Below are 12,664 nucleotides of genomic sequence, written 5' to 3'. Positions count from 1 at the left end.
TGTCAGCCGGCCAGGGCCTCGGCGATCACGTGGTCGAGGCGGGCCGGGTCGGCGGGGCGGGCTCCGGCCGCCTCCGCGAAGCGGGTGATCAGCCGCGCGAAGGCCGCGCGGTCCTCCTCGCTCCAGTCGGCCATGAGGCTGTCGAGGTAGGCCCGGCGGTGGCGGGTGACGGCGTCGAGCACGCGCCGCCCCGCCGCGCTCGGCACCAGCCTGACCCTCCTGGCGTCGATCTGGGACGGCTCGCGCTCCACGAAGCCCGCCGCGATGGCGTCGTTGACCAGCCGGCTGGCGGTGGAGGGGTCGACGTCCATGTGCTCGGCGACGTTGCCCACGGTCACCTCGGCGGACTCCTTCCCGAGCCGGGAGACCGCGCCGACGACCATCACGTTGGACATCTGGATGGGACGGGCCGGGTCGCCGGCCTTGCGCGCGCGAAGCGGCCTGGCCCACATCCGGCGCAGCCGGAACAGGGCGACGTCGATCGCGACACCAGGCGCGGTCCGCTGTGCTTCCACGCTGTCAGGCTACCATCATTTGTGTGTAGCCTACATATAAGCTCATCCCGACAGGCGGACCGGGTTCACCACGTCGGCGTACACCAGCAGGACCGCCATCACGACCATCACCGCCGCCACGCCGTACGTTAGCGGCAGCAGCTTGGCGATGTCCACGTAACCAGGGGCGGGCCGCCGGGTGAGCCGGGCGAACCCGCGCTTCAGGCCCTCCCACAGCGCGCCCGCGACGTGCCCGCCGTCCATCGGCAGCAGCGGGAGCAGGTTGAACACACCGATCGCCAGGTTGAACCCGGCCAGCAACTGGACGAAGAACGCGATCTTGTCGCGCACCGGCGCCTCGGAGGCGGCGATCTCGCCGCCGATGCGGCCCGCCCCGACGATGCCGATCGGGCCGTTGGGGTCGCGCTTCTCGCCGGAGAACGCGGCCTCCCACACGCCGACCATCTTCTCCGGCAGCCGGAGCAGCGCCCCCGCCGTGGCCGCGGTCAGCTCCCCCATGTAGACGCCGACCGCGCCGATGCTCTGGCGTTCCAACGTGACGACCGGGCTGACGCCGAGGAAGCCGACACCTTTTTCGATCTTGCCGCGTTCGTCCAGGCTCTCGCGGTCCTGGGGGATGAGGTTCGCGGTCACGGTGAGCGGGCGGCCCGCCCGCTCGATGCCGATCAGGGCCGGCCCGCCGCCGGAGGAGCGGATCGCCCGCGAGGCGGCGTCCCAGGTGGCGACCTGCTTGCCGTCCACCGAGACGATCCGGTCGCCCGGCCGCAGCTTGGCCGCCGCCGCGGGACTCGGCTTGTCGCCCGGACCGCACTTCGGATTCTGCAGGTACGCGGCCTCGGACTTCGCGCACTCCGTGACGACGTCGACCACGGGCTGACTGACCCGCACCCCGAAGCCCATCAGGAGCACCCCGAACAGCACGAAGGCCAGCACGAAGTTCATCGCCGGGCCGCCGGCCATGATGATGACCTTCTGCCACCACGGCTTGCGGTAGAACACGCGCTGCTCGTCGCCGGGGCGGACCTCCTCCAGCGCCGCGTCCCTGGCGTTGTCCACCAGGCCCTGGAACATGCCGGTGGAGGTCTCGCGCAGCTTGCGCGGGTCGTCGGACGGCCGGGGCGGCAGCATCCCGATCATGCGGATGTAGCCGCCCATCGGGATCCACTTGACGCCGTACTCCGTCTCGCCCTTACGCCGGGACCACAGGGTCGGCCCGAAGCCGATCATGTACTGCGGGACCCGCACGCCGAAGCGCTTGGCCGGCACCAGGTGGCCGATCTCGTGCAGGCCGATGGAGATCATCAGTCCGACGAGGAAGATGAGGAATCCGGCGATGCTCAGCCAGAGCTCCATGAAACCCCCGGTGCCGTAAGCGATGTGGAGCAGAACAGGACGTGCCTCTTAGGCTAACCGAATCACGCCCTAGCCAGCCCGTTCGGTACACAAGCCTCACGGACGCCAGATGAGCACCAGCGCACAGTCGTCGTTGTGCCCGGACGACATCGCGTTGACCAGGGTCCGCGCGCCCTCCCGGTAGCCGGAGGCGAGCAGCCGTTCGGCCTCGCCCAGCAGCCGGTCCAGCCCCGCGTCGATGTCCCTGCCCGGCTGCTCGATCAGCCCGTCGGTGTAGAGCAGCAGCGCGTCGCCCTTGCGCAGCACCCCGCTGTCGGCCTCGCAGTGCAGGTCGGGCACCACACCGAGGACCACGCCCTTGGCGCTGGCCACCTTCCAGGCCCCGCTGCCCGCCTCGAACTTCACCACGGGCGGGTGCCCGGCCGAGGTGATCACGTACGCGCCGCTGGACAGGTCCAGGCTGAGGTGGACGGCGGTGACGAAACCCTCACCCTCGCGCTGGCGGTGCAGGTAGGTGTTGCACGCCGGCAGGAAGTCGGGCACCGAGCCGAGCAGGCCGCCGAACGCGCCGGACAGCAGTAGCGCCCGGGTGCCCGCGTCCACGCCCTTGCCGGACACGTCCACCAGGGCCAGCTCCAGCCGGTCGGCCTCGCGCATGGACACCACGAAGTCACCGCCGAACGACGACCCGCCCGCCTGCTTGAGCACCACCTTGGCGCCCCAGTCGCGGGGCAGCGCGGGCAGCTCGCTCTGGCTCTTGAGCCGGTCGCGAAGCTCCAGCAGCATGGCGTCGCCGCGCAGGCCCTGCACGCCGAGCTTGCCGCGGGTCCGCGACATCATCGCCGCGAGCACGCTGGTGAAACCCATCGTGACCAGCAGCCCCGGGCCCACGTGCCGCTGCCCGTGGACCACCGCGACGAAGCCCAGCGCCACCACCACCGCGAGGATCAGCACGGCGAGGCTGCGCAGGCGTAACTGCAGGCCGCCGACCAGCGTCACCAGGATGAGCAGCGATGGGGAGAACCACTCCGTGGACACCCGGGCGGCCAGCCCGCCGATCACCAGCGCGACTACGCACAAGGTGATGAGCAGGTTGCGATCGCGAGCCAGCGGGCCGCGCCGTGCGAAACGCACGATGCGTACCAGAAACGGCACACGGACCAGGACCGCACGGAGCCGCGGAGGGATCAGCGGCGCCGGTCGGGAACTCATGATGCGCTCGACTGTATCGGGCAACGGCCCAGTTGGGCAGCCCACTTGACCAAGACCTTGATCACCGAAGGGGGTGCGAACCGGCTGATAGAAGATCAGAACCAGCCGTTTCACCACGCGCCACGTCCGCCCACGACGGCGATCCCGCCCGTCCCGCGCCCGGGTGTTCTAGTGTTCGGGTATGGCGTTGCAAAGCCTGCAGATAACCGCGATCACGGCGATGCGGGCGCGCGATGTGTCGCGCCCGTCCAAGGAGCAGCAGGAGGGGGCCGACCGGCGTCCGCTGCGCGATGAGATGCCGCGGCGCGAGGCGCGCCGCGGCCGGGACGAGCAACGGGACCAGCGGCGAGACCAGTAGCGGAACGCGCGCCGGCGAGGCTCAGGAGGGCAGTGAAGGAAGCTGGCCGATCGTCTCGTAGGCGTCGATCTGGGCGATGCGCCTGCTGTGCCGGGGTTCGCCGGAGAAGACGGTGGCCAGGAAGATCTCGACGAACCTGGTCGCCTCGTCCTGGGTGTGCATGCGCGCGCCGAGGCTGACGATGTTGGCGTCGTTGTGCTGGCGGGCGAGCCTCGCGGTGTCCTCGCTCCAGGCCAGCGCCGCCCGGATGCCGCGCACCTTGTTGGCGGCGATCTGCTCGCCGTTGCCCGAGCCGCCGATCACGACGCCCAGGCTGCCGGGGTCGCCCGCCACCCCCTCGGCCGCGCGCAGCACGAAGGTCGGGTAGTCGTCCTCGGCGTCGTAGACGAACGGCCCGCAGTCGATCACCTCGTGGCCGTGCTCCTTCAGCCAGGAGGACAGATGGTTCTTCAGGTCATGGCCGGCATGGTCGGCAGCGATGTAGACACGCACCGCCCCAGTCTGGCAGGTTCACCGGCCGCGGAGGACGGCGATCCCGGTAGAGTAAGAGACGACTACCCCTCCCGTCCCTTACAGGAGCACTGATGCGTGACATCCGGCTGATCGGCGACCCGGTCCTGCGCACACCCGCCGAACCGGTGACCGTGTTCGACCGCGATCTGCGCCGGCTCATCGACGAGATGTTCGCCGCGATGTACGCGGTGGACGGCGTCGGCCTGGCCGGGCCGCAGATCGGGGTGTCGCGGCGGCTGTTCGTCTACGACATCGCGGGCCGCAAGGGGCACGTCATCAATCCCGAGCTGACCGTGGACGATCCCGAGCCCATGGTGGACGAGGAGGGCTGCCTGTCGGTGCCCGACCGCGCCACCCGCACCCCGCTGTACGCGCCGACCTCCCGGGCCTCCGGTGTCAGCATCACCGGGGTGGACCGGCTGGGCCGCCCGCTCGGCCTGCGCGCCAGAGGGCCGCTGGCCCGCTGCTTCCAGCACGAGACCGACCACCTCAACGGCATGCTCTACGTGGACCACCTGCCCAAGGACGCCGCGCGCCGGGTGCTGCTCCAGGCGGGCTGAGCGGCAGGCGGGGCCTCAGCTCTCCTGCAACTGCCGGGCGCGCCGGCGCCTCAGCGGCCAGGCCATCAGCCCGGCCCCGGCCGCCATCAGCAGCGCGACCACGATCCACTCGTTGGACCCGCCCGGCCCGTAGACGTGGCCGGGCCTCCCGGTGTCGAACGCGCGCGAGTGCCGCCCAGGGGTGAACATGGCGCGGTCGCTGCCATAGAACCCGACGCCGTCGCGGCGGACCGTGCCGTCATCGGACCGGAACTCCCCCACCCACGTGCACTGCTCGTGCCCCGGGTGCAGGACGCACTCCACCCGGGCCGCGGTGAACGTGCCGGGCGTGCCGTCGCCCCTGGCCGCGGCCAGCGCGGCCCCGAGATTCTGCGCGGCCAGCACGATCAGCAGCAGCCCGCACGCCATCACCACAACGTCGAAGGCGCTCACCCGGCGCAATCGGCACCTCCTCAACCGGCTCACCGGCCGCCGCCGTGCGAGGGCCGCACCGCCAGGCTCTCCCAACCGGGGCGCGCGGGCAATGCCCCGCCGGGTCAGAGATGCAACGCCTTGATCTCCAGATACTCCTCCAGGCCGTAGGTGCCCAGCTCGCGCCCGACCCCGGAGTGCTTGTACCCGCCGAACGGCGCCATCGGGTTGAATCTGCCGCCGTTGATCGCGACCTGCCCGGTGCGCAGCCGGCGCGCGACCGCCACCGCGCGCTCCTCGGAGCCCGCCCAGACCGCGCCGGACAGCCCGTACGGCGTGCCGTTGGCGATCTCCACCGCCTCGTCCTCCCGGACGTAGGGGATGATCGACACGACCGGGCCGAAGATCTCCTCCTGCTCGATGGTCATCCCGGGGGCGACCCCGGCGAAGACCGTCGGCGAGACGTAGTAGCCCACGTCGAGGGGCCGTTCGGTGCCGCCCGCCACCAGCCGCGCGCCCTCCTCCTGGCCGCGGTTGATGTAGTGGACCACCCGCTCGCGCTGCGCGGCCGAGGCCAGCGGGCCGAGCCTGGTGCCCTCCGCGAAGGGGTCGCCCACCGTGTACCGGCCCGCCGCCTCCACCGCCAGGCCGACCACCTCGTCGTACTGGTCACGATGGACGATCATGCGGGTCAGCGCCGAGCAGGTCTGCCCGGAGTTGATGTACGCCCCCGCCACGGCCGCCTTGACCGCCGTGCCCAGGTCGGCGTCCGGCAGGATCACGCAGGCCGACTTGCCGCCCAGCTCCAGGGCCACCCGCTTGACCGTCTCGGCCGCCAGCGCGGCGACCCTGCGCCCGGCGCGCGTGGAGCCGGTGAAGGACACCATGTCGATCTCCGGGTGGGCGACGATGGCCTCTCCCACCACCGGCCCCAGACCGGCGACCATGTTGAACACCCCGGGCGGCAGCCCCACCTCGTCGAAGATCTCGGCCAGCGCGTACGCCGCCAGCGGGGCGACCTCGCTCGGCTTCAGCACCACCGGGCACCCGGCGGCGAGGGCGGGGGCGACCTTGCACACGACCTGGTGCAGCGGGTAGTTCCAGGGCGTGATCGCGCCGACGACGCCGGCGGGCTCCTTGAGCACCCGGGAGTTGCCGACCCGCTCGCCGTCGAAATCGTAGGTCTCGGCGAGCCGGGCGAAGGAGGCGAGCACTCCGGCGGGCATCACCGTGTGCACCTTCAGCGCGATGCCGTACGGCGCGCCCAGATCGGTGGCGATGATCCGGGCGATCCGCTCGGCCCGCTCCGTCACCAGCTCCGCTGCGGTGGCCAGGAGCTTGCCGCGCTCGGCCGCCGGAGTGGCCGACCAGGCCCCGAACGCCTCGCGCGCCGCGGCGACCGCCACCTCGACGTCGTCGGGCGATCCCGCGGGCACCCGGTCGATCACCTCTTCGGTGGCCGGGTTGACGACGTCGATGCCCTCGGCCGAGGCCGACGGCGTCCAGGTTCCGTTCACGTACAGGTGGCGCATGGCCCCATCCTGGCGCGAGCCGTGCCGATTCGCGAGCGGATCGGCGGCTTGTGGACAGAAGGCCGGGAACACGCTCAGTCAGGGGCGGCCTTCCCCTATCGCGACGGGCCATGTCAACCTGACATGACCCGATCTTCCTGGTGCGACATTCCTCCACCGTCGTGGCAGGATTCAGAACATCCGTCCGCAGTGGGGCGGGCGAGTACCGTGTGATGACGCTGCGTCAAGGCGTGTAAAGAGGAGTGCATGTGGCAGGCAATCTCACCCGTGACGAGGCCAGGGAGCGCGCCCGGCTGCTGAAGGTCCATTCCTACACGGTCGAGCTGGACCTCACGGAGGGCGAGGAACGGTTCGAGAGCGTCACCACGGTGAGGTTCGCCGCGGCGCGGCCCGGTGGCGAGACCTTCATCGACCTGGCGGGCGCGCACGTGCGACGGGTCGTGCTCAACGGCGCCGATCTCGACGTGTCGGCCTACGACGCCGAGCGCGGCCGTTTCCCGCTGGCCGGTCTGGCCGCGGACAACGAGCTGGTGATCGACGCCGACTGCGCGTACATGCGCACCGGCGAGGGTCTGCACCGGTTCGTCGACCCGGTGGACGAGAAGGTCTATCTGCACACGCAGTTCGAGACGGCCGACGCCCACCGGATGTACGCCTGTTTCGACCAGCCCGACCTGAAGGCCACCTTCGAGCTGACCGTGCTCGCGCCCGGCGACTGGGAGGTCGTGTCCAACGCCGCCGCCGAGGAGCCCGAGGAGCTGCCCGAGCACCGCGGCAGGCACGGCACCCTGCGGGCGTCCAGGCGCTGGCATTTCCCGCCCACCCCGGTCATCTCCACCTACATCACCGCGCTGGTGGCCGGGCCATACCACAAAGTCACCGACGAGCATGATGGCATCCCGCTGGGGATCTACTGCAGGTCCTCGATCGCCGAGCATCTCGACCCGGACAACCTGTTCGAGGTCACCAAGCAGGGCTTCGACTTCTTCCACCGGGTCTTCGGCATCCGTTATCCGTTCGGGAAGTACGACCAGCTCTTCGTGCCCGAGTTCAACGCGGGCGCGATGGAGAACGCGGGCTGCGTGACCTTCCTGGAGGACTACGTCTTCCGATCGCGGGTCACCGACGCGACGGTCGAGCGCCGCGCGGAGACGATCCTGCACGAGATGGCGCACATGTGGTTCGGCGACCTGGTCACCATGCGCTGGTGGGACGACCTTTGGCTGAACGAGTCGTTCGCCACCTACATGTCGGTGCTGTGCCAGGCGGAGGCCACCCGGTGGGGGCAGGGCGCGTGGACGACCTTCGCCAACGTGGAGAAGTCCTGGGCCTACCGCCAGGACCAGCTTCCCTCCACCCACCCGATCGCCGCCGACATCGTGGACATGCAGGCGGTCGAGGTCAACTTCGACGGCATCACCTACGCCAAGGGCGCGTCGGTGCTCAAGCAGCTCGTCGCCTACGTCGGCCTGGACAACTTCCTGGCCGGGGTGCGCGACTACTTCAACGAGCACGCGTGGGGCAACACCACCCTGTCGGACCTGCTGTCGGCGCTGGAGCGCACCTCCGGCCGCGACCTGACCTCGTGGTCGAAGGAGTGGCTGGAGACCTCGTGGGTCAACACGCTGCGGCCCGACTTCACCACCGACGACGAGGGCAGGTTCACCCGGTTCGAGGTGCTTCAGGAGGCTCCGCCGGAGCATCCGACGCTGCGCTCGCACCGCGTCGCGATCGGCCTCTACTCGCTGGACAACGGCGTGCTGCGGCGGACCAAGCGGGTCGAGCTGGACGTGGTGGGCGCCCGCACCGCCGTACCCGAGCTGGACGGCGTGGCCCGGCCCGACCTGGTGCTGCTGAACGACGACGACCTGACCTACGCCAAGATCCGCCTGGACGAGGGGTCGCTGCGCACGCTGGTCGAGGGCGGCATCTCCTGCTTCGCCGACTCGCTGCCGCGCGCCCTTTGCTGGTCGGCGGCCTGGGACATGACCCGCGACGCCGAGCTGGCGGCCCGCGACTACGTCAAGCTGGTCTGCTCGGGCGTCACCTCGATCAAGGACATCACGGTCGCGCAGAGCGTGCTGCGCCAGGCACGGCTGACGGTGCAGCAGTACGCCGACCCGGCCTGGCGGGTCACCGGCCTGGACGAGCTGGCCTCGCGGCTGCGCGGCCTGATCGGCTCCGCCGAGCCCGGCTCGGACCACCAGCTCGCCTACGTCAACGCGTTCGCCGCGGTGGCGACCTCCGACGGCGAGCTGGAGTACCTGCGCGACATCCTTGACGGCCGCTCGGTGCCCGCCGGTCTGACCGTCGACACCGACCTGCGCTGGACGCTCATCCACGCGCTGGTCTCCGGCGGCGTGCTCGGCGAGGCCGAGATCGAGGCCGAACTCCGCCGCGACCCCACCGCCACCGGCGAGCGCTCGGCCGCGCTGTGCCGGGCCGCGATCCCCACCGCGCAGGCCAAGGCCGCCTGCTGGGACCGCATCGTCGCAGGCGAGCTGAGCGGCGCCCTGCTGCGCTCGACGATCGTCGGCTTCATGGACCCGCACCACACGGCGCTGCTGCTCCCCTACACCGAGCGCTACCTCTCCGAGGTCGGCCGCATCTGGAAGAGCTGGACCTCCGACATGGCCCAGAACTTCGTGGTCGGCTGCTTCCCGGCGCTGCTCATCGACCAGGGCACGGTGGAGCGGACCAACGAGTACATCGCGTCCAACGACCCGCCGCACGCGCTGCGCCGCCTGCTCCTCGAAGGGGCCGACGGGATCAGCCGCGCGCTGCGGGCCCGGGCCAAGGACGCCGCGGCGGCGACGGTGGCCTGACCCTCGCAACATCCATCCGGCGGATTTCCGCGCGGCCACCGCCGTCCCCGCCGGATTCCCGGCGATCGGCCCACATCGGTGGGCCGATCGTCGACGATGATCGACGAGCTGCTGATAACCTCTTGGCTTGACGTTTGTCGGGATTCTTCGCTGACAGGATCCTTTTTGGGGGCACTCACTTCCGGGGGTTGGCCGTGCTTGGACCGGGGACTCTGCTCGAGGAGCGGTACCGGCTCGAACACCGCATCGGTGGCGGCGGCATGGGCGAGGTGTGGCGGGCCACCGACCGGCTGCTCGGCCGCACGGTGGCGGTCAAGGTCCTGCTGCCCGCGCTGATGGATGACCCCGGCTTCGAGGCCCGGTTCCTGGCCGAGGCCAGGGCGATGGCCACCCTGCACCACCCCGGCGTGGTCGACGTCTACGACTACGGCTCCTGCGCCCTGCCCGACGGCAGCCAGGTCAGCTACCTGGTGATGGAGCACGTGGACGGCGAGTCGCTGGACCGCGTGCTGCGCCGCGGCGCGCTGCCGCCGGCCACCGCGATGCGGGTGGTCGCCGAGGCGGGCGACGCGCTCGCCGCCGCGCACGGCCAGGGCATCGTGCACCGCGACGTCAAGCCGGGCAACCTGCTGGTCCGCGCGGACGGGGGGCTGGCCCTCACCGACTTCGGGATCGCCCGCTCGGCGGCGGGCAACCAGCTCACCAGCACCGGCATGGTGCTGGGCTCGGTCGGCTACTGCGCGCCGGAGCAGGCCACGGGCGGGGAGATCACCCCGGCCGCCGACATCTACGCGCTCGGCGTGGTGGGCTACCAGTGCCTCACCGGCCGCATGCCGTTCGAGGGCGAGACCCCGGTCCAGATCCTGGTCAAGCACCTCAACGTCGAGCCGCCCGCGCTGCCCGAGGAGATCCCGGCCGCGCAGCGCCGGGTGGTGACGCGCGCGCTCAGCAAGGAGCCCGCCGACCGCTGGCCCTCGGCCGCGGCGATGGCCGAGGCCGCCCGCCGCGCGGTCGACGACCCTACGGCACAGCCGCCGCCCGAGCCCGTCCGGGCCGTGCGTGAGCCGACCACGGTCCCGGCCGCCGCGGCCGTCCCTGCGGGCGGTCGCCGCGGCAAGCGCGCGATGGCCATGTTCGCCAGCGCCGGCGCGGCCGTGGTCGCCACGCTGACGCTGGGCGCGGTGGTCTGGATGCAGCAGTCCACCGGCTCGACGGGGCCGAGCGAGCCGCAGGTGCGCGAGGTCGTACCGAGCGCCACCGAGGCGGGCGAGCCGAGCGAGTATCCGCGCAGGCCCGCCGAGCGCAGGTCCAGGGAGGTCAAGGAGACCTGGCCCGCGCCGACCCCGACTCTTGAGCCTACGGGCGAGGAAGAGCCCACCGGGGAGCCCACGCCGGAGCCGACCGACGAACCGACGCCGGAGCCGACCGGCGAGCCCACCGGCGAGCCGACGGACGACCCGCCGCCCACGACCGGCGACCCCGAGCCACAGCCGAGCACGCTGCCGACCTCCGAGGAGCCGCCCCCGGACGAGCAGTTGCCGCCACAGCAGTGCGTCCGCGCGCCCTGCCCGTGACGCCGCCACCGGACACCGCACGTGACCTGCTGGTCGAGCTCGCCGCGCGGCACGCCTTCGCCGATCTCGGGGCGCTCGCACCGCGCGTCCTCGGCGAGCGGAAGGGCGAGCGGGTCGCCGACGTGTGCGAGTTCGGGCAACGGCTGCTGTCCCTGGACGCGGAGGACTTCGCCGCGGAGGCGCGGGCCGTGCCCGCGGAGCTGCGCAGGCGAGCCCGGAGCTGCCACATGCCGCAGACGCCGCGCGAGCAGCCGCGCGGGGCGCTGGCCACGCTGGTCCCCGCGTACGGCCTGCTGCTGGAGGTGATCGCGGTCCGCTGGCGGCGGCGGGAGCTGAGCCCGATGACGGCGGCGGTGCACATCGCGGCCGAGTACCTCCCGCTGCTGGCGTTCGAGCCGGCGCTCGGCCACGCGGGCGACCCGGCCGCCTGGCCCGTGGGGCTGGCGGCTCCGGGCAGCAGGTTCGGCGTCATCGGCGACCGCGAGTGCGACCACACCAGGGCCGAGCAGTCGGCGGTCAACCGCACGCTGCGGGTCGCGGCGGAGCCGGGCGAGGGCTGGCGGGCCTACTTCGACCGGCAGCACAGCCAGGTCGCCGGGGCGCTGGCCACCTGCGTGGCGCGGTGCCGCGCCCCCTGCGCGGCGATGGACTGGGTGGCGGCCCCCGACCGGGCCGACCTCGCGGCGCGGGCCAAGGTCGCGCTGGCGTTCGCCGACACGCCGCTGGTACGGCTGCGCCACGCCGCCCCGGTCGGCCACGGATTCGGCGTGCCCTCCGCCGAGGAGGTGCTGGAGGCGTGGGAGCGCAGCCGTTCGGCGCTGGACAAGAACCCGATCGGGAGCACGGCGGCCCGCGACGACGGGTTTCCGCTCGCGGGCCTTCCTTCGCTGTTCTCCGCCGTCGCCGCGGCCCCCGTGGCGCCGGCCACGCTGCTCGCCGACATCAGCGCGTACCTGTCGGCCATGATCACCGAGTGATCCCGGGGGCGCTCCTCAGCGGCCGGGCACCGGCAGCAGGGCCAGGTGCGCGCTGGTGACGAGGTCGAACCTCATGGCCAGCGAGACCAGCGCGTGGCGCTGCCAGTCGGCCTTGCCCTCCCCGCCGTGCGGGTCCTTGACGTGCAGCTTCTTCTCCGCCAGGTAGCCGATGTGAAACCCGACCGCGGTACGGCTCAGCCCGAGCCCCGGCAGCCGCTCCATGATCTCCGGGATGGTCGGGATGCGGGAGCTGGCCGGGTCGCGCAGCCGCGGCTCGCACAGGGCCACCAGGATCCTGAAGTACTTGGCGTTCTGGTCCAGCGGGTAGGCCACCTGCGTGGCGGTCCCGCCCTCGGCCCTGCCCGGCGGCGCGTGTACGTGCTGCGGCGCGAAGACCAGGAAGGACACCGTCCCGTCCACGGCCGGCAGGCTGACCCGGGAGAACTCGAACGGGATCGGCGCCCCGATCCGGCCGGGCGGGATCTTCAGGAACTCACCGCCGCCCTCCGGGTTGTCCACCACGTAGGTCTTGGTCGTGTTGAGGTTGGACAGCAGCCAGTAGTCGGCGATCGCGGTGATCTCACCCGCCCGCCGGGACACCGCCGGGTCGTCCAGCATGATGTCCACGGGCGATTCGGGGGTCCCGCGTCCGAAGAACGCGTGCTCGCCGGGTGCGAGCTCCATGGAGTACGGCCGGTCGGCGGTCGGCGAGGCGGCCATCTGGATGAGGATCGTGCTGCGCATCAGTAGATGACCCTACTTCGAGTCAGGAGGCAGGTCGCAGGGCGATCATCATGGTGCCGCGGCGAAGAGGGAACCTGGTAGATGCCAGGG

Annotated in this window: 12 protein-coding genes; 5 read left to right on the top strand and 7 right to left on the bottom strand. The window is 71.8% G+C overall.

The window, feature by feature from the left end; all coding sequences use genetic code 11:
• Nucleotides 1-2: 2 nt before the first annotated feature.
• The 3 genes from ACH34R_RS25585 to ACH34R_RS25575 form a co-directional block, all read right to left on the bottom strand.
• Nucleotides 3-515, bottom strand: coding sequence for a MarR family winged helix-turn-helix transcriptional regulator (locus ACH34R_RS25585; RefSeq protein ID WP_397564049.1), 513 nt, complete (start codon nt 513-515; stop codon nt 3-5).
• 42 nt (nt 516-557) lie between these two features.
• Entirely contained in the window at nt 558-1,868 is a 1,311-nt protein-coding gene (locus ACH34R_RS25580; protein ID WP_397564048.1) for a M50 family metallopeptidase, read from the bottom strand.
• A gap of 96 nt (nt 1,869-1,964) precedes the next feature.
• On the bottom strand, nt 1,965-3,080 hold the full coding sequence (locus ACH34R_RS25575) for a PP2C family protein-serine/threonine phosphatase (protein WP_397564047.1): 1,116 nt from the start codon (nt 3,078-3,080) through the stop codon (nt 1,965-1,967).
• 181 nt (nt 3,081-3,261) lie between these two features.
• Here ACH34R_RS25575 and ACH34R_RS25570 point away from each other — a divergent pair, with 181 nt between their 5' ends.
• A complete protein-coding gene (locus ACH34R_RS25570; protein WP_397564046.1) occupies nt 3,262-3,438 on the top strand; it encodes a hypothetical protein in 177 nt (58 codons plus the stop codon).
• 21 nt (nt 3,439-3,459) lie between these two features.
• Here the strand turns inward: ACH34R_RS25570 and ACH34R_RS25565 are convergent, their stop codons facing one another.
• Nucleotides 3,460-3,930 (bottom strand): ribose-5-phosphate isomerase, encoded by a 471-nt coding sequence (locus tag ACH34R_RS25565; protein WP_397564045.1) that lies wholly within the window; start codon nt 3,928-3,930, stop codon nt 3,460-3,462.
• Nucleotides 3,931-4,022: 92 nt separating this feature from the next.
• Between ACH34R_RS25565 and def the strand changes: the two genes are divergently transcribed.
• Nucleotides 4,023-4,511 (top strand): peptide deformylase, encoded by a 489-nt coding sequence (gene def, locus ACH34R_RS25560; protein ID WP_397564044.1) that lies wholly within the window; start codon nt 4,023-4,025, stop codon nt 4,509-4,511.
• A gap of 15 nt (nt 4,512-4,526) precedes the next feature.
• Here the strand turns inward: def and ACH34R_RS25555 are convergent, their stop codons facing one another.
• Nucleotides 4,527-4,952 (bottom strand): hypothetical protein, encoded by a 426-nt coding sequence (locus tag ACH34R_RS25555; protein ID WP_397564043.1) that lies wholly within the window; start codon nt 4,950-4,952, stop codon nt 4,527-4,529.
• Nucleotides 4,953-5,047: 95 nt separating this feature from the next.
• On the bottom strand, nt 5,048-6,454 hold the full coding sequence (locus tag ACH34R_RS25550; protein WP_397564042.1) for an aldehyde dehydrogenase family protein: 1,407 nt from the start codon (nt 6,452-6,454) through the stop codon (nt 5,048-5,050).
• Nucleotides 6,455-6,702: 248 nt separating this feature from the next.
• On the opposite strand from ACH34R_RS25550, the gene pepN reads away from it, so the two are divergent.
• From pepN to ACH34R_RS25535, 3 genes are all read left to right on the top strand, one after another.
• Nucleotides 6,703-9,279 (top strand): aminopeptidase N, encoded by a 2,577-nt coding sequence (pepN, locus tag ACH34R_RS25545; RefSeq protein WP_397564041.1) that lies wholly within the window; start codon nt 6,703-6,705, stop codon nt 9,277-9,279.
• Nucleotides 9,280-9,473: 194 nt separating this feature from the next.
• Entirely contained in the window at nt 9,474-10,853 is a 1,380-nt protein-coding gene (locus ACH34R_RS25540) for a protein kinase (protein ID WP_397564078.1), read from the top strand.
• Complete coding sequence (locus ACH34R_RS25535; protein WP_397564040.1) at nt 10,829-11,830, top strand: hypothetical protein; 1,002 nt, start codon at nt 10,829-10,831, stop codon at nt 11,828-11,830. The genes ACH34R_RS25540 and ACH34R_RS25535 overlap by 25 nt, the downstream gene beginning before the upstream one ends.
• A gap of 15 nt (nt 11,831-11,845) precedes the next feature.
• Here the strand turns inward: ACH34R_RS25535 and ACH34R_RS25530 are convergent, their stop codons facing one another.
• Nucleotides 11,846-12,574: a winged helix-turn-helix domain-containing protein gene (locus ACH34R_RS25530; RefSeq protein WP_397564039.1), complete on the bottom strand. Its 729-nt coding sequence runs from the start codon at nt 12,572-12,574 to the stop codon at nt 11,846-11,848.
• Between the last annotated feature and the right edge of the window lie 90 nt (nt 12,575-12,664).

The organism is Spongiactinospora sp. 9N601 (assembly GCF_044326295.1).
Classification (GTDB): domain Bacteria; phylum Actinomycetota; class Actinomycetes; order Streptosporangiales; family Streptosporangiaceae; genus Spongiactinospora; species Spongiactinospora gelatinilytica.
Note: the sequence above shows the minus strand (reverse complement) of the source record. Positions and strands in the feature narration are given on the sequence as shown.